At 60.1% G+C, this 25,407-nt stretch carries 21 protein-coding genes and 1 pseudogene; 11 read left to right on the top strand and 11 right to left on the bottom strand.

Features of this window, described 5'->3' with window-relative positions:
• The first annotated feature begins 78 nt into the window (after window positions 1-78).
• The 10 genes and pseudogenes from pilM (at window position 79) to hemE (ending at window position 14,402) form a co-directional block, all read left to right on the top strand.
• Entirely contained in the window at window positions 79-732 is a 654-nt protein-coding gene (gene pilM, locus AACY44_RS03530; RefSeq protein ID WP_339415552.1) for a type IV pilus biogenesis protein PilM, read from the top strand.
• Window positions 729-1,283 (top strand): PilN domain-containing protein, encoded by a 555-nt coding sequence (locus AACY44_RS03525; protein WP_339415553.1) that lies wholly within the window; start codon window positions 729-731, stop codon window positions 1,281-1,283. Before pilM ends, AACY44_RS03525 begins: the two co-directional genes overlap by 4 nt.
• A complete protein-coding gene (locus AACY44_RS03520; protein WP_339415554.1) occupies window positions 1,280-2,239 on the top strand; it encodes a pilus assembly protein PilP in 960 nt (319 codons plus the stop codon). The genes AACY44_RS03525 and AACY44_RS03520 overlap by 4 nt, the downstream gene beginning before the upstream one ends.
• A 138-nt stretch (window positions 2,240-2,377) precedes the next feature.
• Window positions 2,378-3,634 (top strand): annotated as a pseudogene (locus tag AACY44_RS03515) (type IV pilus secretin PilQ); the annotation flags it as partial.
• Between the two features lie 4 nt (window positions 3,635-3,638).
• Complete coding sequence (gene aroK, locus AACY44_RS03510; protein ID WP_339415555.1) at window positions 3,639-4,157, top strand: shikimate kinase AroK; 519 nt, start codon at window positions 3,639-3,641, stop codon at window positions 4,155-4,157.
• Between the two features lie 125 nt (window positions 4,158-4,282).
• Window positions 4,283-5,383 carry a 3-dehydroquinate synthase gene (gene aroB, locus AACY44_RS03505; RefSeq protein ID WP_065875726.1) on the top strand — a complete coding sequence of 367 codons (1,101 nt, stop codon included), beginning with the start codon at window positions 4,283-4,285 and terminating at the stop codon, window positions 5,381-5,383.
• 9 nt (window positions 5,384-5,392) lie between these two features.
• On the top strand, window positions 5,393-6,946 hold the full coding sequence (locus tag AACY44_RS03500; RefSeq protein ID WP_339427280.1) for an SPOR domain-containing protein: 1,554 nt from the start codon (window positions 5,393-5,395) through the stop codon (window positions 6,944-6,946).
• A gap of 348 nt (window positions 6,947-7,294) precedes the next feature.
• Entirely contained in the window at window positions 7,295-11,740 is a 4,446-nt protein-coding gene (gene gltB / locus AACY44_RS03495) for a glutamate synthase large subunit (RefSeq protein ID WP_339497532.1), read from the top strand.
• Between the two features lie 32 nt (window positions 11,741-11,772).
• Complete coding sequence (locus tag AACY44_RS03490) at window positions 11,773-13,191, top strand: FAD-dependent oxidoreductase (RefSeq protein WP_339415559.1); 1,419 nt, start codon at window positions 11,773-11,775, stop codon at window positions 13,189-13,191.
• Window positions 13,192-13,334: 143 nt separating this feature from the next.
• Window positions 13,335-14,402 carry a uroporphyrinogen decarboxylase gene (hemE, locus tag AACY44_RS03485; protein WP_339415560.1) on the top strand — a complete coding sequence of 356 codons (1,068 nt, stop codon included), beginning with the start codon at window positions 13,335-13,337 and terminating at the stop codon, window positions 14,400-14,402.
• A gap of 48 nt (window positions 14,403-14,450) precedes the next feature.
• Here hemE and AACY44_RS03480 read toward each other — a convergent pair whose 3' ends face one another.
• The 3 genes from AACY44_RS03480 to AACY44_RS03470 form a co-directional block, all read right to left on the bottom strand.
• Window positions 14,451-15,092, bottom strand: a complete 642-nt coding sequence (locus AACY44_RS03480; protein WP_339427279.1) for a retron system putative HNH endonuclease — start codon at window positions 15,090-15,092, stop codon at window positions 14,451-14,453.
• A complete protein-coding gene (locus tag AACY44_RS03475; RefSeq protein WP_339435790.1) occupies window positions 15,089-16,357 on the bottom strand; it encodes an AAA family ATPase in 1,269 nt (422 codons plus the stop codon). The genes AACY44_RS03480 and AACY44_RS03475 overlap by 4 nt, the downstream gene beginning before the upstream one ends.
• A gap of 75 nt (window positions 16,358-16,432) precedes the next feature.
• On the bottom strand, window positions 16,433-17,710 hold the full coding sequence (locus AACY44_RS03470; RefSeq protein WP_339427277.1) for an MFS transporter: 1,278 nt from the start codon (window positions 17,708-17,710) through the stop codon (window positions 16,433-16,435).
• A gap of 124 nt (window positions 17,711-17,834) precedes the next feature.
• On the opposite strand from AACY44_RS03470, the gene AACY44_RS03465 reads away from it, so the two are divergent.
• The gene (locus AACY44_RS03465) at window positions 17,835-18,728 is read left to right on the top strand and encodes a LysR family transcriptional regulator (RefSeq protein WP_339415562.1); all 894 of its coding nucleotides are present in this window, start codon (window positions 17,835-17,837) and stop codon (window positions 18,726-18,728) included.
• 157 nt (window positions 18,729-18,885) lie between these two features.
• Here the strand turns inward: AACY44_RS03465 and AACY44_RS03460 are convergent, their stop codons facing one another.
• Genes AACY44_RS03460 through AACY44_RS03425 form a run of 8 tightly spaced genes read right to left on the bottom strand, consistent with a single transcriptional unit; the run spans window position 18,886 to window position 25,385 of the window.
• Window positions 18,886-19,329, bottom strand: coding sequence for a hypothetical protein (locus tag AACY44_RS03460; protein ID WP_339415563.1), 444 nt, complete (start codon window positions 19,327-19,329; stop codon window positions 18,886-18,888).
• Window positions 19,330-19,355: 26 nt separating this feature from the next.
• Complete coding sequence (locus AACY44_RS03455; protein ID WP_339415564.1) at window positions 19,356-20,582, bottom strand: beta-ketoacyl-ACP synthase; 1,227 nt, start codon at window positions 20,580-20,582, stop codon at window positions 19,356-19,358.
• Window positions 20,582-21,310: a 3-oxoacyl-ACP reductase FabG gene (fabG, locus tag AACY44_RS03450; RefSeq protein ID WP_339529802.1), complete on the bottom strand. Its 729-nt coding sequence runs from the start codon at window positions 21,308-21,310 to the stop codon at window positions 20,582-20,584. The genes AACY44_RS03455 and fabG overlap by 1 nt, the downstream gene beginning before the upstream one ends.
• Window positions 21,307-21,768: a hotdog family protein gene (locus AACY44_RS03445; protein WP_339529800.1), complete on the bottom strand. Its 462-nt coding sequence runs from the start codon at window positions 21,766-21,768 to the stop codon at window positions 21,307-21,309. The genes fabG and AACY44_RS03445 overlap by 4 nt, the downstream gene beginning before the upstream one ends.
• On the bottom strand, window positions 21,765-22,931 hold the full coding sequence (locus AACY44_RS03440) for a beta-ketoacyl-[acyl-carrier-protein] synthase family protein (protein ID WP_339497531.1): 1,167 nt from the start codon (window positions 22,929-22,931) through the stop codon (window positions 21,765-21,767). The genes AACY44_RS03445 and AACY44_RS03440 overlap by 4 nt, the downstream gene beginning before the upstream one ends.
• Window positions 22,928-23,410 (bottom strand): hypothetical protein, encoded by a 483-nt coding sequence (locus AACY44_RS03435; RefSeq protein WP_339415568.1) that lies wholly within the window; start codon window positions 23,408-23,410, stop codon window positions 22,928-22,930. The genes AACY44_RS03440 and AACY44_RS03435 overlap by 4 nt, the downstream gene beginning before the upstream one ends.
• Entirely contained in the window at window positions 23,407-24,141 is a 735-nt protein-coding gene (locus AACY44_RS03430) for a class I SAM-dependent methyltransferase (RefSeq protein ID WP_339415569.1), read from the bottom strand. Before AACY44_RS03430 ends, AACY44_RS03435 begins: the two co-directional genes overlap by 4 nt.
• Window positions 24,138-25,385, bottom strand: coding sequence for an NAD(P)/FAD-dependent oxidoreductase (locus tag AACY44_RS03425; RefSeq protein ID WP_339427276.1), 1,248 nt, complete (start codon window positions 25,383-25,385; stop codon window positions 24,138-24,140). The genes AACY44_RS03430 and AACY44_RS03425 overlap by 4 nt, the downstream gene beginning before the upstream one ends.
• Window positions 25,386-25,407: the final 22 nt, after the last annotated feature.

Genomic DNA, 25,407 nt, shown 5'->3' with positions numbered 1-25,407 from the left:
CCGGTTCAACAAGTCGACCGAATGCAGAGTGCACAACGGCAATCAGGCGGTATGACAGACAAAGTTTTAGGGAGTTTTATGAGAAAGGGATTTTTCACGCGAAAAGCCGACACCTTGCTAGGTGTTGACATCAATGACACGAGCATCCGGCTGATCGAGCTGGGTCGCTCAGTTTCGGGGTTCAACGTTCAAGGCTATGTTACACAGGCATTGCCTGCGCACACGGTGGTCGACGGCACATTCCTCGATCTCGAAGGTGTAGGGCGCACCTTGCGCAGTGCGTTGTCGCGGTTATCGACGTCGGCCCGTGGTGCTGCCGCCTCTGTGGCCGGGCCTTCGGTGATCACGCGGATGATCGAAATGGAAGCGGGGCTCACAGACGATGAGATGACCTGGATGATCCAGATGGAGGCAGACCAGTACATTCCTTATCCATTGGATGAGGTGGCCATCGACTTTCAGGTGCGCGGGCCGACTGCACTTGACCCAGGCCGTGTCGAGGTACTGCTCGCTGCATGCCTCAAGGATCAGGTGGAAGCCCGCGAGGCAGTTTTGGCCCTGGCGGGGCTGGTGCCGAAGGTGGTCGATGTCGACGCGTTTGCATTGGCGCGCGCTTGCAGTCAGGATTTCGCAAGCTTCACGCCGAGCCATCGAGTGGATAGTGCACAATGGGCCGTGGATGCCCAAGGGATGGGAATTGCTTGCGGGTTGGCCCTGAGGAGTTTCGCTTGAAGACACGAATCAACCTACTGCCTTGGCGCCAGTCGCTGGCAGAGCGGCGTCGCAAGAATTTGCTGGCGTGTTTGCTGGCGTTCGCTTGTGCGGCACTGGGGACTGTGTGGCTGGCGGATCAGGTGATCGACCAAGCCATTGATCGTCAGGTGACTCGCAATGACCATCTGGGCAAGGAAATCACCGGCCTGGATTCGCGCATCAAGACCATCGATGACCTGCAGGAGCAAAGCCAGCAACTGGCGCAGCGCATGAAGGTCGTGCAAGACCTGCACGATGCCCGCTCGAATGGTGCTCAGCTGTTGGATCAGTTGGCGCGTGCGGTGCCTGACGGTGTACACCTGCATGAAGTGCTGGCGAAGGGCGATACGGTAAGTATCAGCGGCAGCGCTGAATCCAGCCAGGACATCGCCCGGTTGATGCGCCGCCTGGAGGCCGCGCAAGGCGCCCATTCGACGCGGCTGCAACATGTGCGGACGGATGGCGCGCGCGGCAACAATGAGTTCCAGCTGATGGTCCGTCAGGGAGAGTCCACCGAGGCTCAACCTTGAGCCTGCTGAGGCTCAATCTTTCTGCACTCACTCACAACGCTGCAAAATGGCCCTTACCCGGCAAGGCCCTGTTGGGCTGTGCGCTGACGGGTCTGGTGTTTGTGGTGGGTGACCTGACGTACCTGAGTCCTTCGCGGGCGCGGTTACATCAAGTTGAGGCGCGGGAAGTGGCCCTGCAGCAGCAAGTCGCACAAAAAACTGTCCTGGCTGCCAGCCTTGAGGCGCGCACGCAACAGCTTCAGTTGATGCAGGCGAAGGTCGATGAGCTTTTGCAGGCATTGCCGAGCGAGTCAGAAATGCCCGGCTTGCTGGAAGACGTTGCGCGTCTGGCACTGGCCAATGGTTTGCTGGTTGAGAGCGTCACCCCGTTGGATGAGTTGTCGCGTCCGTTCTATCACGAACAACCTGTGCAGATCGGTGTCGCGGGCGCTTATCACGACCTCGCGATGTTCCTGAGTGGCCTGGGTGGCCTGTCGCGCATCGCCACGGTGCACGATGTGGCCTTTAGGCGTGATGGCAAGCTTTTACGCCTTGACCTGCTGGCCAAGACTTACTGGCATGCCCAGGGCGGTGGGCGAGGCGGGCAAGGGCAGCCGTTTGTCTACGACTCATTGGGGCTGCGCGATCCTTTTCAATTGCTTGCCATTCAGGTAGACCACGTGTCTGGTCGGCCAGCCCGCGCGCCAGACCTCGCCCGGCCACGTGGTGTACTGGAAAGTCTACCTATGGAACAGTTTGAAATGGTCGGCACGCTGTCCCTTGGGGTGCGAGCTTTCGCCCTGCTGCGTGCGGCATCCAACGTGCACCGCCTGGCGGTCGGTGACTACTTGGGGCCGGACCATGGGCGTATCACTGCCATCCACGAAGGTTACATAGAACTGGTCGAGCTGTTTCCTGATGGTCAGGGCGCCTGGATCGAGCGTCCCCGAACGCTGGTGTTAAACCTCAACTCATAACGGAATCAAACAATGAAAAGGACTTTTTCGTCCGTCGGTGTGGCGCTATGGATAGCGTTCACGGCACCGATGGCTAGTGCTGTGCCCAGTCGCGTGGATTTGATCCAGTTGCCGCCTCCCGGCAGCGCCATGTCAAGCGCCTACACAGGCGACAAGCTGAACCTTAACTTCCAGAGCATCGAGTTACGTACCGCGTTGCAGCAAATTGCCGATGTGGCGGGCCTCAACCTGGTAGCGAGCGACGATGTGCAGGGCTCGATCACCCTGCGCCTCAAGGATGTGCCCTGGGACCACGCGCTGGACCTGGTGCTGCAAGCCAAGGGGTTGGATAAGCGGGTAAAGTCCGGCGTATTACTGGTGGCGCCTGCCGAGGAGTTGGCCGCGCGTGAGCTGCTGACCCTTGAGTCGCGCAAGCAAATGGCCGAACTGGCGCCGTTGCGCCGTGAGCTGTTGCAAGTCAACTACGCCAAGGCGGCGGACCTGGCCAAGCTGTTCCAATCAGTCACGGGCCTTGAGGGCGTCACCGATGAGCGTGGCTCGGTGGCGGTCGATGATCGTACCAACAACATCATTGCCTACCAGACCGGGGAACGGATGGAGGAGCTGCGGCGGATCGTGGCTCAGTTGGATATTCCGGTGCGCCAGGTAATGATTGAAGCGCGGATTGTCGAGGCCAATGTCGATTACGACAAAAGCCTGGGCGCGCGCTGGGGTGGCCGGCTGAATCGCGGAAACTGGGGCGCGGGAGGTATCCCCAAGCCTCAGTCTGAAGGTGCGGAACCGCCTGAGAACCCACCCAGCTCACCCTTTGTCGATTTGGGTTCGCTGACCGGCACCTCGGGCCTGGGCATCGCCTTTATCACCGATAACCTGCTGCTGGACCTGGAACTCACCGCCATGGAGAAAACCGGCAACGGAGAAATCGTTTCGCAACCCAAAGTGGTCACCTCCGACAAGGAAACCGCGCGCATCCTCAAGGGCACCGAGATTCCTTATCAGGAATCCAGTTCCAGTGGCGCCACTTCAGTGTCGTTCAAGGAGGCGTCGCTGTCGCTGGAGGTCACCCCGCAAATCACCCCCGACGACCGCGTAATCATGGAGGTCAAGGTCACCAAGGATGAGCCCGATTACTTGAACAAACTCAACGACGTGCCGCCGATCAAGAAAAACGAGGTCAATGCCAAGGTGTTAGTGAAGGATGGCGAGACCATTGTTATCGGCGGGGTCTTCTCCAATACCCAAAGCAAAGTGGTAGATAAAGTGCCATTTTTGGGCGATGTGCCGTATCTTGGCCGCCTTTTCCGGCGCGATGTGCTGGCGGAGAAAAAATCCGAGCTGCTGGTATTCCTGACTCCGCGTATTATGAATAACCAGGCGATTGCTGTGAGTCGTTGATTCTGTGCGAAATTTGATTCTTGTAGGACCGATGGGAGCTGGAAAAAGCACCATCGGCCGTTTGCTGGCCAAAGAGCTGCGCCTGCCATTCAAAGATTCCGACAAGGAAATTGAATTGCGCACGGGTGCCAATATCCCATGGATCTTCGATAAGGAAGGCGAGCTGGGCTTTCGTGACCGCGAGCAGGCGATGATCGCCGAGCTGTGTGGCTGCGATGGCGTGGTGTTGGCGACTGGCGGTGGCGCGGTGATGCGCGACGAAAACCGCCGCGCGCTGCATGCCGGTGGTCGGGTGGTCTATCTGCATGCGTCAGTCGAGCAGCAGGTGGGCCGCACCGCCCGCGATCGCAATCGACCATTGCTGCGTACGGCCAACCCGGAAAAAACCCTGCGGGACCTGCTCATGCTGCGCGATCCGCTGTACCGGGAGATCGCCGATCTGGTGGTGGAAACCGATGAGCGGCCCCCTCGGATGGTGGTCCTCGACATTCTCGAGCGTCTGCAACGGCTGCCACCCCGTTAAAGCTGGGCCCGAAATGCGCTATTCTCGGCGGCGCGCTATCACCCTGCGGGGTGTGGCGTAGAGCCATCAGGTGATGTCAGATCTTGACGTTGCCGGTCGTCAATACATCTCTAACGCGGGGACACATGCAGACACTTAAGGTCGATCTAGGCGAGCGCAGCTACCCGATCCATATTGGCGAAGGTCTGCTGGACCAGCCCGAGTTGCTCGCACCGCACATTGCCGGGCGGCAAGTGGCGATCATCTCCAACGAAACGGTCGCGCCGCTGTATCTTGAGCGTTTGAGCCGCAGCCTGTCGGCGTACTCGGTTATTTCTGTGATCTTGCCCGACGGCGAAGCCCACAAGAACTGGGAAACCCTGCAACTGATCTTTGATGGCTTGCTGACCGCACGCCATGACCGCCGCACCACGGTGATTGCTTTGGGCGGCGGCGTGATCGGTGATATGGCCGGCTTCGCAGCCGCCTGTTACCAGCGTGGCGTGGACTTTATCCAGGTGCCGACCACTCTGTTGTCCCAAGTCGATTCGTCGGTGGGCGGCAAGACCGGTATCAACCACCCGCTGGGCAAGAACATGGTGGGCGCGTTCTATCAGCCTCAAGCCGTGCTGATCGACACCGCGACACTCAACACCCTGCCACCGCGCGAATTGTCGGCTGGCCTGGCGGAAGTCATCAAGTATGGGTTGATCTGCGACGAGCCATTCCTGACCTGGCTGGAAGAGCATGTAGACGCATTGCGCAACCTCGACCAGGTGGCACTGACCGAAGCGATTTCCCGTTCCTGCGCCGCCAAGGCGCTGGTGGTGAATGCCGACGAACGGGAGTCCGGTGTGCGGGCCACGTTAAATCTGGGCCATACCTTCGGCCATGCGATCGAAACGCACATGGGCTATGGTGTGTGGCTACATGGCGAGGCCGTGGCTGCTGGCACGGTGATGGCGTTGGAGATGTCGCAGCGCTTGGGCTGGATCAGCGCCCAGGAGCGTGATCGCGGTATCCACCTGTTCCAGCGCGCCGGTTTGCCGGTCATCCCGCCTGAGGAGATGACTGAGGCGGACTTCCTCGAACATATGGCGATAGACAAGAAAGTGATCGACGGTCGACTGCGACTGGTGCTGCTACGCCACATGGGCGAAGCGGTAGTGACCGACGATTATCCAAAAGAGATTTTACAAGCCACGCTGGGAGCGGATTACCGTGCCCTGGCTCAGCTGAAAGGTTAATCAGACCCGATGACTAGTTTGCATGCCGACGAGGCGTTCCTCGGCCACTACCAGTTAAGCCACGACCCCTTTGCTCCACGGGTGCCTGGTTTCAAATTTTTCCCGGCCCAGCGCAAACCGGTGCTTGGTCAGTTGCATCACCTGGCGCGCTACAGCCAACTGCTGCTGGTCGTGACCGGCCCGTTGGGCAGCGGCAAGACGCTGCTGCGCCAGGCCCTGGTGGCTAGCACCAACAAGCAGTCGGTACAGAGTGTGGTGGTGTCAGCCCGTGGTGCCGGTGATGCGGCCGGCGTGTTGCGCCAGGTTGCCCAGGCGCTGGACGTGGCCACAGCCGAGCCGAACGCGATCCTCAAGCAGGTTGTGCAGCTCGGTCTGACCGGCCAGGAAGTCTACCTGCTGGTGGATGACGCCGAGCAGCTCGACGAATCGGCTCTGGAAGCGCTGTTGGCGCTGGCGGCGGGTACGCCGGAAGGTCGCCCGCACGTGTTCCTGTTTGGCGAGTCGTCGTTGATCGCCGACCTCGAGCAGATCAGTGGTGATCAGGAGCTGTTCCACGTCATCGAGCTGCAGCCGTACGAAGAGGAAGAAACTCGCGAATACCTGGCTCAACGCCTGGAGGGCGCCGGGGCGGGTATCGAACTTTTCTCCGCTGCGCAGATCTCTGATATTCACGAAAGCTCCGACGGCTGGCCTGGCAACATCAATCAGGTTGCCCGCGATGCCATGATCGAAGCCATGATTGCCAGCCGCACCGCGGTCAAGCGTCCAAAGATGGGGTTCACTATGCCTAAGAAGCACGTATTGGCGATTTCCGCCGTTGTCGTGGTCGCTGTAGCGGCTGCCTGGTTGATCCCGGGTCGCAGCAAAGCACCGACCACTGCCGGCGCGCCAACCGAACAGGCGCAGTTGCCACTGGGTAAGCCCACGCCAAACGTTGAGTTTGCCAACTCCGGCCAACCGACCAACCTGCCGATGGTCGGCCAGCCCGTCATGCGCGGCCCGCTCGCTGAAGAAGCGGGTGGCATTGCCGAAGGTGACGACGGTGTGCCGGTGGAAGGTTCCAGCGCTACGCCGCCGACCGTGACCACCACCGCACCACCTGCGGGCGTGCCAGCGGGCCAGCCGGCTGCCACGCCAACACCTGCGCCTACGGTGGCCACTGCCAAGCCTGCGCCAGTGACCAAGCCGGTCGCGCCAGCACCTGCCGCCAAGCCAGCTCCGGCTGCCAAGCCTGCTGAAAAACCAGCCGCCACTGTCGCCAAAGCCGGCGCCGCTGGCAGCAGCTGGTACGCCAGCCAGCCAACCGGCAACTTCGTGGTGCAGATCCTTGGCACCAGCTCGGAAGCCAATGCCCAGGCGTTCGTGAAAGAGCAGGGCGGCGAGTACCGTTATTTCAAGAAAATGCTTAACGGCAAGCCTCTCTACGTGATCACCTACGGCAGCTTCTCCAGCCGCGCTGCCGCAGATTCCGCGATCAAATCCTTGCCAGCGAAGGTTCAGGCTGGTAAACCTTGGCCTCGCACTGTTGCCAGCGTTCAACAAGAACTCGCAACAACTCGCTGAAGGTCCGGCGGCCTTACCCAGGCCGCCCTCCCGGCACCTCAAAAAACTACAACAGCGTGCAGCCCTGAAGGCCGCGCGCTTTGTGGTGTCTGCGTCACGTAGCTTTTGAGTCGTAGCGGTCAGAATTAAAAAAGTTTTGACTAGCACAGCATATCGCTTTAAACCTTTCATAAATGCGACATAGATTTGCGACATTTCGTCGCTAAATTTGTGAGCGTCTGTGTCGGTGTGTACAATGACCTCCCTTTTGCCCCCGCTAAGCCGGCGTACGTTCGGCGTGGAAGGTAACCGGTTGAATTGAAAAGAAATTTGCCTCGGTATAAGAGGCAGCCTGGTGAGAAAGTGTCTATGAAAGCAGGTCTGTATCAACCCGATGAATTCAAGGATAACTGTGGTTTCGGCCTGATAGCCCATATGCAGGGCGAGCCCAGTCATACCCTTCTGCAAACGGCCATTGAGGCCCTGACCTGCATGACCCACCGTGGTGGGATCAACGCCGACGGCAAGACCGGTGACGGTTGTGGCTTGCTCATTCAAAAGCCCGACCAGTTCCTGCGTGCCATCGCCAAACAGCATTTCGCGGTCGACCTGCCCAAGCAGTACGCCGTGGGCATGGTGTTTTTCAACCAGGACCCGGTTAAAGCCGAGGCCGCTCGCGAGAACATGAACCGCGAGATCCTCGCTGCGGGCCTGCAACTCGTTGGCTGGCGCAAAGTGCCGATCGACACCAGCGTGCTCGGCCGCCTGGCCCTTGAGCGCCTGCCGCAGATCGAACAAGTGTTCATCGCTGGCGATGGCCTGAGCGACCAGGACATGGCGATCAAGCTGTTCACCTCGCGTCGTCGTTCGTCCGTGTCCAACGCCGCCGATACCGAGCACTACATCTGCAGCTTTTCGCACAAGACCATCATTTATAAAGGCCTGATGATGCCGGCGGACCTCACCGCCTTCTATCCAGACCTGAGCGATGAGCGCCTGCAAACCGCAATCTGCGTGTTCCACCAGCGCTTCTCCACCAACACCCTGCCGAAATGGCCGCTGGCCCAGCCATTCCGCTTCCTCGCCCACAACGGCGAGATCAACACCATCACCGGCAACCGCAACTGGGCCGTGGCCCGTCGCACCAAGTTCGCCAACGACCTGATGGACCTGGAAGAGCTCGGCCCGCTGGTCAACCGTGTGGGTTCCGACTCCTCCAGCATGGACAACATGCTCGAGTTGATGGTCACCGGCGGCATCGACCTGTTCCGTGGCGTGCGCATGATCATTCCGCCTGCGTGGCAGAACGTCGAGACCATGGACCCCGATCTGCGGGCGTTCTATGAGTACAACTCGATGCACATGGAGCCGTGGGATGGCCCGGCTGGTGTGGTAATGACCGACGGCCGCTACGCGGTGTGCCTGCTCGACCGTAACGGTCTGCGCCCGGCGCGTTGGGTCACCACCACCAACGGTTTCATTACCCTGGCGTCGGAAATCGGCGTGTGGAACTACAAGCCGGAAGACGTCATCGCCAAAGGCCGCGTAGGCCCTGGCCAGATCCTCGCCGTGGACACCGAAACAGGGCAGATCCTCGACACCGACGCCATCGACAACCGTTTGAAGTCCCGTCACCCGTACAAGCAATGGCTGCGCAAGAACGCCCTGCGCATCCAGGCGACCATGGAAGACAACGACCACGGTTCGGCTTTCTACGACGTCGACCAGCTCAAGCAGTACATGAAGATGTACCAGGTCACGTTTGAAGAGCGCGACCAGGTGCTGCGTCCGCTCGGTGAGCAAGGCTACGAGGCGGTCGGCTCCATGGGCGATGACACGCCAATGGCCGTGCTGTCCCAGCGTGTGCGTACGCCGTACGACTATTTCCGCCAGCAGTTCGCCCAGGTGACCAACCCGCCGATCGACCCGCTGCGCGAAGCCATCGTAATGTCCCTGGAAGTGTGCCTCGGTGCCGAGCGCAATATCTTCCAGGAATCGCCTGAGCATGCCTCCCGCGTGATCCTCAGCTCGCCGGTCGTGTCCCCGGCTAAGTGGCGCTCGCTGATGACTCTGGAACGCCCAGGCTTCGACCGCCAGAGCATCGACCTGAACTACGACGAGAGCCTCGGCCTTGAAGCCGCTGTGCGCAATGTCGCCGACCAGGCCGAAGAAGCCGTGCGCGCCGGTCGTACCCAGATCGTGCTGACCGACCGTCACATCGCGCCGGGCAAGCTGCCGATCCACGCATCCCTGGCGACCGGTGCGGTACACCACCGCCTGACCGAAAAAGGCCTGCGTTGCGACTCCAACATCCTCGTCGAAACCGCCACAGCCCGCGACCCGCACCACTTTGCGGTGTTGATCGGCTTCGGCGCTTCGGCGGTGTACCCGTTCCTCGCGTACGAAGTGCTCGGTGATTTGATCCGTACCGGTGAGGTGCTGGGCGACCTCTACGAGGTGTTCAAGAACTACCGTAAAGGCATCACCAAGGGCCTGTTGAAGATTCTGTCGAAGATGGGTATCTCCACTGTCACTTCGTACCGTGGCGCGCAGTTGTTCGAAGCCATCGGCCTGTCCGAAGAAGTCTGCGATTTGAGCTTCCGTGGCGTGCCAAGCCGCATCAAGGGTGCGCGTTTCGTCGACATCGAAGCCGAACAGAAAGCCCTGGCCGCGGAAGCCTGGAGCGCGCGCAAGCCGATCCAACAAGGCGGCCTGCTCAAGTTCGTGCACGGTGGCGAATACCATGCCTACAACCCGGATGTGGTCAGCACCCTGCAAGCCGCCGTGCAGCAGGGCGACTACGCCAAGTTCAAGCAATACACTGCGTTGGTGGATAACCGCCCGGTGTCGATGATCCGTGACCTGTTCAAAGTGAAAACCCTGGACACGCCGCTGGCCATCAGCGAAATCGAGCCGCTGGAATCGATCCTCAAGCGCTTCGACTCCGCGGGTATTTCCCTCGGTGCTTTGTCGCCTGAGGCCCACGAAGCCCTGGCCGAAGCCATGAACCGCCTGGGTGCGCGTTCCAACTCCGGCGAAGGCGGTGAAGACCCGGCGCGCTACGGCACCCTAAAAAGCTCAAAAATCAAACAGGTGGCGACGGGCCGTTTCGGTGTAACCCCGGAGTACTTGGTCAACGCCGAAGTGCTGCAGATCAAAGTCGCCCAAGGCGCCAAGCCTGGCGAAGGCGGCCAACTGCCCGGCGGCAAGGTCAACGGTTTGATCGCCAAGCTGCGTTACGCAGTGCCGGGCGTGACGCTGATCTCGCCACCACCGCACCACGATATCTACTCGATTGAAGATTTGTCGCAGCTGATTTTCGACCTGAAACAAGTCAATCCGCAGGCCCTGGTCTCGGTGAAACTGGTCGCGGAAGCCGGTGTGGGCACCATTGCCGCGGGTGTCGCGAAGGCCTATGCCGACCTGATCACCATCTCCGGCTACGACGGCGGCACCGGCGCATCCCCGCTGACCTCCATCAAGTACGCCGGCGCGCCATGGGAACTGGGCCTGGCTGAAACTCACCAGACCCTGCGCGGCAACGACCTGCGCGGCAAAGTCCGTGTGCAGACCGACGGCGGCCTGAAAACCGGCCTCGACGTGATCAAGGCTGCAATCCTCGGCGCTGAAAGCTTCGGCTTCGGCACTGCGCCAATGATTGCCCTGGGCTGCAAATACCTGCGCATCTGCCACCTGAACAACTGCGCCACCGGTGTGGCGACGCAGAACGAGAAGCTGCGCAAGGATCACTACATCGGCACCGTCGACATGGTGGTGAATTTCTTCACCTACGTCGCCGAAGAAACCCGTGAGTGGCTGGCCAAGCTGGGCGTGCGTTCGTTGGAAGAGCTGATCGGGCGCACCGATCTGCTGGAGATCCTCGAAGGCCAGACCGCCAAGCAACAGCACCTGGACCTGACGCCGTTGTTGGGCAGCGACCACATCCCGGCAGACAAGCCACAGTTTTGCCAAGTGGACCGCAACCCACCCTTCGACAAAGGCCTGTTGGCCGAGAAGATGGTCGAAATGGCCGGCGCCTCGATCAACGACGCCAGCGGTGGCGAATTTGCCCTGGATATCTGCAACTGCGACCGTTCCATCGGCGCACGCGTCTCCGGCGAAATCGCGCGCAAGCACGGCAACCAAGGCATGGCGAAGGCGCCAATTACCTTCCGCTTCAACGGCACTGCGGGCCAGAGCTTTGGCGTGTGGAACGCCGGTGGTCTGCACATGTACCTGGAAGGCGATGCCAACGATTACGTGGGCAAGGGCATGACCGGCGGCAAGCTGGTGATCGTTGCGCCTAAAGGCAGCGTCTACAAGAGCCAGGACAGTGCCATCATCGGCAACACCTGCTTGTACGGCGCCACCGGTGGCAAGTTGTTCGCCGCCGGTACCGCCGGTGAGCGTTTCGCCGTGCGTAACTCCGGTGCTCACACCGTGGTGGAAGGCACTGGCGATCACTGCTGCGAGTACATGACCGGGGGCTTTGTCGCCGTATTGGGCAAGACCGGTTACAACTTCGGTTCAGGCATGACCGGCGGTTTCGCCTACGTGCTCGACCAGGACAATACCTTCGTCGACAAGGTCAACCACGAGTTGGTCGAGATCCAGCGGATCAGCGGCGAAGCCATGGAATCCTATCGGAACCACTTGCAGCACGTGCTGGACGAGTACGTTGAGGAAACCGGCAGCGAATGGGGTCGTAACCTCGCCGAAAACCTCGATGATTACCTGCGTCGTTTCTGGCTGGTCAAGCCCAAGGCGGCCAACCTGAAATCGTTGCTTTCCAGCATCCGTGCCAACCCGCAGTGACATGCGCCTGAAGAGTTTGATGAGGTTTTAACATGGCTGAACGTCTGAATAACGACTTCCAGTTCATCGATGTCGGGCGCAAAGATCCGAAGAAGAAACTGTTGCGTCAACGCAAGAAAGAGTTCGTGGAAATCTACGAACCCTTCAAACCCCAGCACTCGGCCGACCAGGCCCACCGCTGCCTGGGTTGCGGTAACCCGTATTGCGAATGGAAGTGCCCGGTGCACAACTTCATTCCCAACTGGCTCAAGTTGGTGGCCGAGGGCAACATCCTCGCCGCCGCCGAGCTGTCGCACCAGACCAATACCCTGCCGGAAGTGTGCGGCCGGGTGTGCCCGCAAGACCGTCTGTGTGAAGGGGCGTGCACCCTCAACGATGGCTTCGGTGCGGTAACCATCGGTTCGGTCGAGAAGTACATCACCGACACCGCGTTCGCCATGGGCTGGCGCCCGGACATGTCCAAGGTCAAGCCGACCGGCAAGCGCGTCGCGATCATCGGTGCCGGGCCTGCTGGCCTGGGCTGCGCCGACGTGCTGGTACGGGGTGGCGTAACCCCGGTGGTGTTCGATAAGAACCCGGAAATCGGTGGCCTGCTGACCTTTGGCATCCCCGAGTTCAAGCTGGAAAAAACCGTACTGAGCAACCGGCGTGAAGTGTTCACCGGCATGGGCATTGAATTCCGCCTGAACACCGAGATCGGCAAAGACGTGACCATCGAGCAGTTGCTCGCCGAATACGATGCCGTGTTCATGGGCATGGGCACCTACACCTATATGAAGGGCGGCTTTGCCGGTGAGGACCTGCCGGGTGTGCATGACGCTTTGGACTTCCTGATCGCCAACGTGAATCGCAACCTGGGCTTTGAAAAGTCGCCGGAAGATTTCGTCGACATGAAAGGCAAGAAGGTTGTGGTGCTCGGCGGTGGTGACACCGCGATGGACTGCAACCGCACGTCGATCCGCCAGGGCGCCAAATCGGTGACCTGTGCGTACCGTCGTGACGAAGCCAACATGCCCGGCTCGCGCAAAGAGGTGAAGAACGCCAAGGAAGAAGGCGTGAAATTCCTCTACAACCGCCAGCCGATCGCTATCGTCGGTGAAGACCGCGTCGAAGGCGTGAAGGTGGTCGAGACCCGTCTCGGCGAACCGGACGCCCGTGGCCGTCGCAGCCCTGAGCCGATCCCGGGTTCTGAAGAGATCATCCCGGCTGACGCCGTTGTCATCGCTTTCGGCTTCCGCCCAAGCCCGGCGCCGTGGTTCGAGCAGTTCGAGATTCAGACCGACAGCCAGGGTCGCGTTGTAGCCCCGGAACAAGGCCAGTACAAGCACCAGACCAGCAACCCGAAGATTTTTGCCGGTGGCGATATGGTGCGCGGTTCTGACCTAGTAGTGACCGCGATCTTCGAAGGCCGTAACGCTGCCGAAGGGATTCTGGATTACCTGAACGTCTAGCGATGTTAGCTGCCAGTTTCAAGCTGCAAGCGGCAAGTGAAAGCAAATGCGCTTTTAACTTGCCGCTTGTAGCTTGTCGCTAGTCACTGTCTTTCTCCTTCTGGCTCTGAGAAAATGCCCGCACTTTTTTTGCGGATGCCGACATGACTGCCCTGAAGAACGACCGTTTCCTTCGTGCCCTGCTCAAGCAACCCGTGGACGTCACCCCCGTGTGGATGATGCGCCAGGCCGGTCGCTACCTGCCGGAATACCGCGCCAGTCGCGCCCACGCCGGCGACTTCATGAGCCTGTGCATGAACCCGGAGTTCGCCTGCGAAGTCACAATGCAGCCACTGGACCGCTATCCGCAACTGGACGCGGCCATCCTCTTCTCCGACATCCTCACCATCCCTGACGCCATGGGCCAAGGCCTGTACTTCGAAACCGGCGAAGGCCCGCGTTTCAAGAAAGTCGTCAGCACGTTGGCCGACATCGAAGCCCTGCCGATCCCGGACCCGCACAAGGACCTGGGCTACGTGATGGACGCCGTCAGCACCATCCGCCGTGAACTCAACGGCCGCGTGCCGCTGATCGGCTTCTCCGGCAGCCCATGGACCCTGGCCACCTACATGGTCGAAGGCGGTTCGTCGAAAGACTTCCGCAAGACCAAGGCCATGCTTTACGACAACCCGCAAGCCATGCACTTGCTGCTGGACAAGCTGGCACAGTCGGTTACCAGCTACCTCAACGGCCAGATCATGGCTGGCGCGCAAGCGGTGCAGATCTTCGACACCTGGGGCGGCAACCTGTCGGCGGCGGCCTACCAGGAGTTCTCCTTGGCTTACATGCGCAAAATCGTCAGCGGCCTGATCCGCGAACACGAAGGCCGCAAGGTTCCGGTCATCCTGTTCACCAAAGGGGGCGGCCTATGGCTGGAAAGCATTGCTGACGCAGGTGCAGACGCACTCGGCCTGGACTGGACGTGCGACATTGGCGAAGCCCGTCAGCGCGTGGGCAACCGTGTGGCGCTGCAAGGCAACATGGACCCGACCGTGCTGTACGCCAAGCCGGAAGCGATCCGCACCGAAGTCGGCCGTATCCTCGCCAGCTACGGCAAGGGCACCGGGCATGTATTCAACCTCGGTCATGGCATTACGCCGGAAGTGAACCCGGAACATGCCGGTGCCTTCCTGCGTGCGGTGCACGAGTTGTCGGCGCAATACCACGAGTGATCGTCGCACAATAGAAAACGCCCGGTTTATGCCGGGCGTTTTTGTTGGTTAATGTCCGAGTAGCTGCTCCGCGTAGCGGGCAACGACATGATCGAAAGCTTCATGTTGACCGCTGAGGGGCTGACGAGATCGCTGGATGATTTTCTCCAGCTCCTCAATCGTGAAATCAGCTAGAAAGTCGTTATCGAAAACACCTTCCAGCTTTTCCTTGCGGCGGCTATTCAAGAACTCAATGTCAAGTGCGAGCAGTTCGATCATAGCTTCGGCAGAAACATCGTCATTACTGCCTTTGATTTCACCCAGTAATGTAAATCTGAAACGGCTTTCGCAGTTATCCTCTAGCGGAGATATATGAGAATCTTCGCAGAAGTCACTCCCCTTGCTATGGCCGCAATGTGCCGGCTTGGGCGTTTCCGTTTCACCTTGGCAGGATGCGTGGAGATTGGTGTATTCCAAGTCCAAATGACTATGGTTTTTCTGGGGGCGAAAGTGTTCAATATGGCTCGAGTCCAGGGTGATTTTGTCTCCGCAATAACAACAGGCATAACCTTGTTCGGTCAGCAGGCTGGCATGTAGCTCTTTTTTCTGTGGATGTCGTAGCTCTGAATAGGTGGGAGACCACGCTTCATTCGCCATCGACTTCCACTCGGTAAATGATGCAGGTTCAGTGCCTTTGATAACTCGCTTCATCGACCAATCATCTCCTTACGCTTAAGAAGCGCCTCAGCTCTTAAGAACTCGGGAAGGCCGGGAGCTTTTTCCTTGAGTGCTTGAAGCTGAGCTTTGGCTTTTTTAAAGTCATTGTCTTCGAGGGTACTGAAGAGTTCGCTGAGGAGCGTTTCAATTTCTGGTTCGCGTTCGGAGACTCCCATGATTTCCTCCAGAACTCTGCTGGAGTCAAGTCCGTAGGAAACGTGAGGGTGTGAGGCATCCCTTTTATTCAAGAGCATGATTTCACCAGGCTTCAAACCACCGATTATTTGCGGTGAGTGACTGGCAGCAATAAATTGGATCTTCGGGAATGCGTTTTTCAGCGCTGAAACAATACTGCGCTGCCATCCGGGATGCAGGTGGATATCGAGCTCATCAATAATAACGATGCCATAGGTGTTTTCTAAAACTCGACTTCCCATGTGAGGGTTTAGGAGACACATACGTCTGGCAATATCTGAAACCAGAGCGATCATGCCGCGTTGCCCATCGCTTAAACTGCTAAAAGGCAAACTAATCTGTTCGTCGACATGCACTAGCAACGTACGAAGCCCCAAGTCGTACTCAATGCCTTTCGAGTCAGGTAATGCAAATTTTAGCGCTGTATTTACCCAATGAAGCTCATCGTCAAAATCCCGTGAAGAGTCTGATCGGGAAATACGTTGTAAGCGTTCTAGAGTTTTTCCTATGAACCAACTTTCAAAATTTTGTAAATTTACAGCTGCATCAAACCAATCTACATACGCATCGAGTCTTGACGATTTCTGTGTCGCTGCAAGTTCGGGAGACACTTGGGCCGATGTCCATCGGCGGTTAGCTCGGTAGAAAGTAAACAGTGGAAGATCGAAGATATGCTCTGAATCTAGGTGATCGATTTTTTTTGAGAGGGTCGTATGAATTTCATAGTTGTGGCTTTGTGACTGGTCTTTACGATCCTTGGAAATCTTCCAATTGGTGAGGCCAAATGCAGAACCTGTAGCACTCAACACCAGTGGATAGATGTGCTCATACCTGAAACGGTCATTGAATTGCTGAACGGTAAACCGTACATCTTGATCTGATATATGGGCCTCGTGTCTGCCCATGGCGCCTGAGAAGTTGCAAAGGCTTGACGCCACCGCTTGCAGCAACGAAGTCTTGCCGCTCCCATTAACCCCCACGACCAGATTAAACCCGGGTTGGAAGTCAAAAGTGGCCTCATCGTAGCAACGAAAATTCTGAATATGAAGCTGGTCCAGGCGCATCTGGCTTTCCTTTACCAAGGCTGACGAATGCCGTCAGTGTACCTTGGCCCGGCAGAACCGCTAGAGGCGCAGGTGTTACGTGCTTTTTGCACCTTGCAACGGCGGCAACTTCGCCAATTTCAACGCCACCAGCAACGCCCCAATCAACAACGCCACGATAAACGCCCCAATCCCGTTCCATTCGGCGTAGTGCCAGAAGAACCCACCCGCCGTCCCCGCCACACTCGATCCCGCGTAGTAGCAGAACAGGTACAACGAAGACGCCTGCCCCTTGGCCTTCACCGCGCGGCGGCCGATCCAGCTGCTGGCCACCGAGTGGGCGCCGAAGAAGCCGAACGTGAAGATCAGCATGCCCGGCACAATCAGCCATAGCGGTGTGAACAAGGTCAGCGTCATGCCCGCAAGCATCAGCACGATGGTGGCCCACAATACGCGACGGCGGCCGAGGCGGTCGGCCAGGGAGCCGATTTTCGCTGAGCTGTAGATCCCCGAGAGGTAGACCAGCGACAGCAGGCCGACCACGGCTTGGCTCAGGCCGTAGGGATCGGCCAGCAGGCGATAGCCGATGTAGTTGAACATCGTCACGAACGCACCCATCAGCAGGAACGCTTCAAGGAACAGCCACGGCAGGCCCGCGTCCTTGAAGTGCATGACAAAACCGTCCACCAGGCTGCGCGGCTTGAGGCTGCTGGCGCGGAAGTTGCGCGATTCGGGGAGGATTTTCCAGAACACCGTGGCGGCGATCAGCGCCAGGGCGCCAATGATCAGCATTGCGGTGTGCCAACTGACGAAGTCGATCAACACGCCGATGATCAGGCGCCCGCTCATGCCGCCAATCGCGTTGCCACCAATGTATAGGCCCATGGCCAGGCCGATGTGCTGCGGGTGGATTTCCTCGCTCAGGTAGGTCATGGCCACGGCGGCCAGGCCGCTCAGTGACAGGCCCACCAGCGCGCGCATGAATAAAATCCCCTCCCAGGAAGGCATCAAACCACTGGCAATCGTCGCGAGCGCCGCGCAGAACAGCGCGGCGACCATCACCGGTTTACGTCCCAGGGTGTCGGAAATCGGCCCGGTAATCAGCAGGCCCAGCGCGAGCATCGCAGTGGACACGGACAGGATCAGGCTGCTTTGCGCTGCATTGATGGAAAACTCGTGGGACAGCGCCGGCATCATCGGTTGCACGCAATACAGCAGGGCAAAGGTGGCGAACCCCCCGGAGAACAGCGCGAGTACCGTACGCATGAACATCGGTGTGCCTTTTTCGATGTACGCGTCATTGAGCTGGGCCACCACCTCATCCAGGGCAGTGGGCGGGACTTCTTGAGCGAGTGGAGCGACAGCAGAATTCACGGGGACCTCGGGGAGGAAGAGCGTGCCAGGACCGGCCATGCAAAAAAGAATATAGCTGGCTAATGATTCTTTCCAATATATTGTTCGACCTGTTTGATAGCTTTTACGACCTAATGAGGCCTGTATGGAATTGCGTCACTTGCGGTACTTCATTGCCGTCGCCGAAGAACTGCACTTTGGCCGGGCTGCGCAGGTGCTAGGCATCTCGCAGCCGCCGCTGAGCCAGCAGATTCAGGCGCTGGAACAGGAAGTGGGTGCACGTTTGTTTGAGCGTACCAATCGTCGGGTCGAGCTGAGCGAGGCGGGACGGTTGTTCCTGCATGAGGCGCGATTGGTGCTGGCTCAGGTCGACAAAGCGGCGGACGTGGCGCGCCGGGCGCAGTTGGGTGAGCTGGGCGAATTGAAGATCGGCTTCACGTCATCGGCACCGTTTAACTCCAGCATTCCCCAAGCGATCTTTGCGTTTCGCCAGGCGTTTCCGGCGGTGCACCTCAATCTGCAGGAGATGAGCAGCACCGAGGTGGCCGAGTCGCTGGTGGATGAGTCTATTCAGGTCGGGCTGATGCGGCCATTGCCGTTGCCGGATTCATTGAGTGTGGTCGAGCTGATGCGCGAACCGCTGGTGGCCGTAATGAACGCCGGCCATCCATTGGTAGCTGGCAGTGAGCATGGCCTGCACCTGGCGCAGCTGGCGGAAGAACCGTTCGTGTTTTTCCCGCGTAGCTATGGCAGTGGGCTCTACGCGCAGTTGCTCAGCCTGTGCCGTGACGCCGGGTTTAGCCCGCACTTTGCCCAGGAAGCGGGGGAGGCGATGACCATCATTGGCCTGGTCGCGGCGGGGCTGGGCGTGTCGGTGTTGCCGGCCTCCTATCAGCGCATACGGATCGACGGGGTGGTGTATCGCACGCTGCTGGATCCGGAGGCGGTGACGGCGGTGTGGCTGGTGCAGCGAAAAGGCGCGCAGACGCCGATGGCAGCGGCGTTTGTGGAGTTGTTGACGCGTAAATCCGCTCAGTAAGAACGCGTACTTCAAAGCGAAGCAGATCGATGTGGGAGCTGGCTTGCCTGCGATAGCATCCCCTCGGCATACCTGATCCATCGAGTCGTCCGCATCACAGGCAAGCCAACTCCCACCTTTGATCTTTGTCGTTTCTGGCGCGCAGCGAGCGCCAGTTTTATTTCGAAGTGCCCGTCTGCTCAAACAACTGCGCCGCATTCCCAGACTCACTCACGCCATTACTGCGCAACGCCGCCATGATGTCGCGGTCCAGCATGCTCACCCAGCGGTTGTAGTTGCGATGGATCTTGCCGTCTTTGTAGCCCAGTTCGCGGCTGTCGCGGTAGGTGATGGCGTAGCTGTTGCGGGTGTAGCGGATGTCGATGGCGGCGTAGTACTGGTTACGCACGGTGATCTCGGCCTGCACCAATTGCGGGCTCAGGCGTTGTACCGTCCATTCGCGCTTTTGCAGGGCGTTGACGATCACCGTTTTCATTTTCTCTTCGCTGACCTGGGCAGTGGCCGGCAGGTCGTGCTGGGTGTTGAGCACTGGTTTGCTGGTGCAGCCAGCGGTGGTCAGCAAGGCCAGGGTGATCAGGGTCGCGCGTAGCAAGGAAGACATTGCGTATTCACCAATCGATTAAAAAGTCAGGACCAGCGGCGGAAGATCAGCGAGGTGTTGACGCCGCCAAAGGCAAAGTTGTTGTTCATCACGTAATCGTTGTGCATCTCGCGGAATTCACCTTGCAGGTAATCCAGCTCGCCGCATTGCGGGTCCACTGAATCCAGGTTGAAGGTGTGTACGTACTGGTTGCGGTTCATCATCTCGATGCTGAACCACGACTCCAGTGCGCCGCACGCACCCAGGGTGTGACCGAGAAAGCTCTTCTGTGAACTGATGGGCATGCGGGCGCCGAACAGGCTGCTGGTGGCCTGCGTCTCGGCGATGTCGCCCTGGTCGGTGGCAGTACCATGACCGTTCACGTAGCCAATCGCGGAAGGCTCAAGCCCGGCATCTTCCAGGGCCAGTTCCATCGCGCGGCGCATGGTTTTCTGCTCCGGACGCGTGGTGTGCTGGCCGTCGGCGTTGCTGCCAAAGCCCACCAGCTCGGCGTGGATATGCGCACCCCGCGCCAGGGCGTGTTCCAGTTCTTCGAGCACCAGCATCCCGCCGCCTTCGCCGATCACCAGGCCATCGCGCCCGCTGTCATAGGGGCGTGGGCTGGTTTGCGGCGCGTCGTTTTTCAGGCTGGTGGCGTAGAGCGCGTCGAACACCATGGCTTCGGTGGGGCACAGTTCTTCGGCGCCGCCGGCGAGCATCAATGGCAAGCGGCCGAACTTGATCGCCTCATAGGCATAGCCGATGCCTTGGCTGCCGCTGGTGCAGGCGCTTGACGTAGGAATCAGCCGTCCGGTGAGGCCAAAGAAGATGCTGATATTCGCCGCCGTGGTGTGCGGCATCATGCGCACGTAGGAGTTGGCATTCAGTCCCTCGGCCACCGAGTTCAGCAGCATGTTGCCGAACGCCTTGATCTCGTCGGTGCTGCCGGTGGACGAGCCGCAGGCCACGCCCATGCGCCCGTCCTTGATCGACTCATCGCCGAGCAAACCGGCGTCCTGCAACGCCTGCTCCGCGGCCCACACCGCCAGGCGCGACACCCGGCCCATGCTGCGCAGTTGCTTGCGCGTCCAGTGCGCGGGCACGACAAAATCGTCGATTGGCCCGGCCAGGCGGGTGTTCAATTCAGTAAAACGGTCCCACTCGTCCATGCGCCGGATGCCGCTGCGGTTGGCGCGGAAGTTGGCGGCAATGGTCGCCCAATCACCGCCCAGGGAGGTCATGCCGGCCATACCGGTCACTACGACGCGTTTCATCAGCACAAGCCTCCATTCACCGCCAGGACCTGGCGCGTGATGTAGCCGGCTTCGGTCGACATCAGGAAGTTCACTGCGCCGGCCACCTCTTCAGGCGTGCCCATGCGCTGCGCCGGGATCATCTTCATCAGCTCTTCCACCGGTACGTTTTCATCCAGCATCGCGGTGTCGATCAAGCCGGGTGCGACGCAGTTGACGGTGATCTTACGCTTGCCCAGTTCGATGGCCAGGGCCTTGGCCGCACCGATCAACCCGGCTTTGGAGGCACTGTAGTTAACCTGGCCACGGTTGCCGATCAACCCGGAAACCGAGGTGATGCACACAATGCGCCCGGCGGCGCGACGACGAATCATCGGCATCATCACCGGGTGCAGGACGTTGTAGAAACCGTCGAGATTGGTGCGCATCACCACATCCCAATCGTCTTCCGACAGCGCCGGAAACGCACCGTCACGGGTCAGACCGGCGTTGAGCACCACGCCGTAATAGGCGCCGTTTTGCTCTACGTCGGCTTCAAGGATTTCCTTGCACGTCGCGCGATCCGCCACATCGAATTGCAGCACCCGCGCCTGGCGTCCCAGGGCTTCAACCTCGGCCTGTACCGCGCAGGCTTCGGCACGGCCACTGCGGCAATGCAGCACGATGTCATGCCCGGCCTGTGCCAGGCGCAGTGCGATGGCGCGGCCGATGCCACGGCTGGAGCCGGTGACCAGTACGGATTCAGTCATGGCGTTTCGTCCTTCGATTCATCTAAATAGGTGGCCGCCTGGGGCGGTCGAAATACATTCAAGCGGGCGCTGGCCTGGATACCGCTGCCGGTAAGGTGGCATTCGAACACACCCATGCCGTTGTCGTCTTCCAGGGAGCGCAGGGCGTGGATCGTCAGCTCGGCGTCTGCCGGGAAGTGCTCCACGTTACACTCGAACTTACGTGTGCCGAGCAGGAAGCCCAGTTCCACCGCTTTGCCTTTCTGGCGGGCGCGGCAACCGGCATAGGCGGCGACGCTTTGTGCCATCAACTCGATGCCGACCCAGGCCGGCAGGCTGCCGTCCGGGCGGTTGAACAGGCAGCCGGGCTTGATGGTCGCGCGGGTGTGAATCTGCTCTTCATCGAACGACAGCACCTGGTCGATCAGGATCATGTCGCCGGCATGGGGCAGCAGTTCGGCGAGTGGCCAATCGATCATGGGGCCTCTCCGATAATCAGGCTGACATTGTTGCCGCCGAAGGCAAACGAATTGCTCATCAGGCAGCGTTTTTCCAGGGCTTGCGCGGCCTGCGCCCACTGCAGGGCGGGCAGTGCCGGGTCGGGCTGGCCGTCCCATACATGCGGCGGCACCCGCTTATGGACCAGGCTCAACCAGCAGAACGCCGCTTCCAGGGCGCCGGCTGCGCCCAGGGTATGCCCGCTCATGGGTTTGGTCGACGAGCAGGGCACGCCTTCCGGGAATAGGCTGGCGACGGCCAGGCTTTCCATGGCGTCGTTATGCTGGGTGGCGGTGCCGTGCAGGTTCAGATAACCGATCTGTTCGGGCTGCAACTTTGCGCTGGTTAGCGCCTTGCACATTGATTTCAGAGCACCTTTGCCGGAGGGTTCGGGCGCGGAAATATGGTGCGCATCGCAACTCGCGCCGCTGCCCAATAGGGCAATCGGCGCCGGTTCCTTGCTCATCAGGAACAACACCGCTGCTTCGCCGATATTGATGCCGTTGCGGTTCGCCGAAAACGGGTTGCAGCGCTCGTTCGACACGGCATCCAGCGCGGTAAAGCCATTGAGGGTCAACTTGCATAAACTGTCGACGCCGCCGCAGATCACTGCATCGCACACGCCCAGGTCCAGCAGGCGCTGGGCACTCATCAGCGCGCGGGCGCTGGAGGTGCAGGCGGTGGAGATCACGTAGGCCGGGCCACTCAGTTGCAGCCAGTCCGCGAGGAAGTTTGCCGGGGCGCTGAGTTCCTGTTGCTGGTAGTCGTAGTCGCCGGGGAACTGGTTTTCCCGCAGGTAATGGGCAATCCCGCGACTGGCTTCGTCGATGCCCGAGGTGCTGGTGCCGAGCACAATACCCACCCGTGATGTGCCGTGGGTATTGATCGCCTGTCGGATCTCGTCTTCGATCTGCAACGCTGCTTCCAGCAGCAACTGGTTATTGCGGCTGCTCTGCTGGCCCAGTTCTAGCGGGATGGTGGCGAGTTCGCCGTGCACACCGGCCACCGGCAGCACGCGCTCCGGCACCCAGCCGCTTTCGGCGCGCATGCCCGAGCAGTCACCGGCAAACAGGCTGCGGCTGACCTCGGCCTGGCCACGGCCGAGGGCGCAGATTATGCCCAGGGCGTTGAGGTAGGCGGTCATCGGGCAGCCCCGAGCGGCGTGATGCGGTAGCTCAAGGGCTTCCCCGTCATGTTCACGCTGAAGACCTCGGACGATTGATACACGATCTGCCAATGCCCCGGCAGGGTGCGCGTCAGGTCCATCGCCTGCGCGCTGGGGTAAAGCGCGCGCACGTCATTTGCCGATGTCAGCGCAAACAGCAATGCGGCAAACAGCTCCCTGGCCTGCGGATTGGGCGGCAGCAAGCCATCGGCCTGCCACTCGCCATTGATCAGCTTTTGCCGGGCCTGTGGGATGCCCAGCGGGTCCATCATCGACCACCGAATCGCCGCGCCTTCGCGCTGGATCACCAGCAGCCAGTCCTGGCTCTGGCCGTCGGCCAGGCGCTGCACATGCAGCTGCAGCGGCAGGGCCAGGACCGGCGTTTTCTCGGGCAGCGGTGGCTGGCTGGCGCAGGCACTCAGCAGCAACAGGCAGCCCATCAACAGCATGCGTATCATGGGGCAGTACTCGCCAGGGGTTTGCGTGCCACGCAGTTGACCAGGGTTTCTTCGCGCTGGCCCACTGGTGGCGCCTGGCGCAGGCCCCAGCGCTCGAGCAGGCCGAAGTCGCTGGAGCGGCTCCACCACAAATACGGGTACGAGACGTTCTGCGGGCCAAACTCGAAGCCCTGCTCGCGGAGCATCTGCAAGTACTCTTCGGCGCTTTTCTGCACGTGCATGGGGTGGCGAAACAGCCAACGGATGACCCAGGTGTCGATATAGGCTTCGGTGGACTCGGCAAACAGCAGATAGCCGCCGGGCTTGAGTACACGATAGAACTCTTTGAGGGCGCGGTGCTGTTCAACCAGATGGTGGAAGGTCTGGTGACAGAACAGGATGTCGACGCTGGCGTCTGGCACGTCGAGGGTGGCGCAGTCGCTGCCGATCAGCTCGACGCTCAACCCTTGGCGCGTGGCCTCAACCTGGCACAACTCCAGGCTGTGGGGGTCTGCGTCCAGGCCGATCAACCGTGAAGGCGCAAATACCTGCTGCAACAGCGTGAAGGATTTGCCCTGACCGCAACCGGCGTCCAGCAGTACCGGCGCCTCAGGCAATGGCTCCGTGAACAGGCTGCGCAAGTCGTTGATCGCCACGCGTAACACGCGATGCTGCCAGGTGTGACTGCGCAGGAACCAGAGGCCAAATTTGGTTTCTTCGACGTAGTTCTTACTTAAATACTGGCTGCTCATACCGGTTCACTCGCACAAATCTCCGACAACATGCGCAACCGTCGCTTGGGCTCGCTGACAAACGGGTTGCGTTCATCCCACGCGTAGCCGGCGAGGATCGCGCTGATCATCCGACGAATCTCCGGCGAGCTGTCCGGATGGAAAATCACATCCTGGAAGGTCCCGGCGTACCAGCCTTCGACGTAGCAGCGGAAGGTATCGACACCTCGCTTCAACGGCTCTGCAAACTCGGTCTGCCAGTTGACGGTTTCACCTTTGAGCTGACGGTGCAGCACGCCGGCGGCCATGCTCGCCGAACGCATGGCGATGGTTACCCCGGAGGAAAACACCGGGTCGAGGAATTCCGCCGCGTTGCCCAGCAGTGCAAAGCCTGGGCCGTGAAGGGTTTTGACGTTGGCCGAATAGCCGCCGATGGTGCGCGCCGGCGTATCCCACACAGCGTTTTGCAGCACGCCGGACAGGCTCGGGGTTTCATCGATAAAGCCCCGCAGGCAGGCATCGAGGTCGCCGTCGCGGCCGTCGAAATGTCTCTTGGCCGCGACCACGCCCACCGAGCAGCGGCCGTCGCTGAACGGGATGGTCCAGAACCAGATATCGCGCTGGGTCGGGTGGGTGGTTACGAGGATCTTGGTACGGTCGAAGCCCGGGTGTTCGATGCGGTCTTCAACGTGGGTGAATACGGCCTGGCGCACCGGAAAAGTCGACGGTACGTCCAGGTCCAGCAGGCGCGGCAACACACGGCCGTAGCCACTGGCGTCGAGCACGAACTTGGCCTTGAGGTGGTACTCGCTGCCGTTTTCGCGACGTACGTGCAGGTAGCGGCACTCGCCGCTGAAATCCACACCGACGATGGTTTCGCCGTAGCGGATCTCTACGCCCTGAACGGCTGCCTGATCCGCCAGCAACTTGTCGAACTCGCCGCGCTGCACCTGGAAGGTGGTGGGCTTGCCGTTGCTGAACGTATCGCTGAAATCAAACGCGCTGTAGCGCTCGCCCCAGGCGAATGCGGCACCGGTTTTCACTTGGAAACCCGCCGCCTGTACGGCGTCGAGCATGCCGGCTTCTTCGATAAAGTCGATGCAGTGGGACAGCAGGCTTTCGCCAATCGAGAAGCGGGGAAAATGCTGGCGCTCGATGATCAATACATCATGGCCTTTGCGCTTTAACAGCGCAGCGGCGATGGCCCCGGACGGACCGGCACCGATCACCACCACCTGGCGACGTTCCATTTCAACTGTGGGCACGAGGGCTCCTTGCCACATTGGC

The organism is Pseudomonas sp. RA_15y_Pfl1_P11 (assembly GCF_963970975.1).
GTDB lineage: Bacteria > Pseudomonadota > Gammaproteobacteria > Pseudomonadales > Pseudomonadaceae > Aquipseudomonas > Aquipseudomonas tritici.
This window is presented reverse-complemented; position numbering and strand designations above follow the sequence as displayed.

Excerpts from the sequence above, each read along its gene's own strand:
- pilM (WP_339415552.1), top strand. The coding sequence starts at position 79 with ATGAGAAAGGGATTTTTCACGCGAAAAGCCGACACCTTGCTAGGTGTT.
- aroB (WP_065875726.1), top strand. The coding sequence starts at position 4,283 with ATGCAGACACTTAAGGTCGATCTAGGCGAGCGCAGCTACCCGATCCAT.
- AACY44_RS03500 (WP_339427280.1), top strand. The coding sequence starts at position 5,393 with ATGACTAGTTTGCATGCCGACGAGGCGTTCCTCGGCCACTACCAGTTA.
- gltB (WP_339497532.1), top strand. The coding sequence starts at position 7,295 with ATGAAAGCAGGTCTGTATCAACCCGATGAATTCAAGGATAACTGTGGT.
- AACY44_RS03490 (WP_339415559.1), top strand. The coding sequence starts at position 11,773 with ATGGCTGAACGTCTGAATAACGACTTCCAGTTCATCGATGTCGGGCGC.
- hemE (WP_339415560.1), top strand. The coding sequence starts at position 13,335 with ATGACTGCCCTGAAGAACGACCGTTTCCTTCGTGCCCTGCTCAAGCAA.
- AACY44_RS03480 (WP_339427279.1), bottom strand. The coding sequence starts at position 15,092 with ATGAAGCGAGTTATCAAAGGCACTGAACCTGCATCATTTACCGAGTGG.
- AACY44_RS03475 (WP_339435790.1), bottom strand. The coding sequence starts at position 16,357 with ATGCGCCTGGACCAGCTTCATATTCAGAATTTTCGTTGCTACGATGAG.
- AACY44_RS03465 (WP_339415562.1), top strand. The coding sequence starts at position 17,835 with ATGGAATTGCGTCACTTGCGGTACTTCATTGCCGTCGCCGAAGAACTG.
- AACY44_RS03460 (WP_339415563.1), bottom strand. The coding sequence starts at position 19,329 with ATGTCTTCCTTGCTACGCGCGACCCTGATCACCCTGGCCTTGCTGACC.
- AACY44_RS03455 (WP_339415564.1), bottom strand. The coding sequence starts at position 20,582 with ATGAAACGCGTCGTAGTGACCGGTATGGCCGGCATGACCTCCCTGGGC.
- fabG (WP_339529802.1), bottom strand. The coding sequence starts at position 21,310 with ATGACTGAATCCGTACTGGTCACCGGCTCCAGCCGTGGCATCGGCCGC.
- AACY44_RS03445 (WP_339529800.1), bottom strand. The coding sequence starts at position 21,768 with ATGATCGATTGGCCACTCGCCGAACTGCTGCCCCATGCCGGCGACATG.
- AACY44_RS03440 (WP_339497531.1), bottom strand. The coding sequence starts at position 22,931 with ATGACCGCCTACCTCAACGCCCTGGGCATAATCTGCGCCCTCGGCCGT.
- AACY44_RS03435 (WP_339415568.1), bottom strand. The coding sequence starts at position 23,410 with ATGATACGCATGCTGTTGATGGGCTGCCTGTTGCTGCTGAGTGCCTGC.
- AACY44_RS03430 (WP_339415569.1), bottom strand. The coding sequence starts at position 24,141 with ATGAGCAGCCAGTATTTAAGTAAGAACTACGTCGAAGAAACCAAATTT.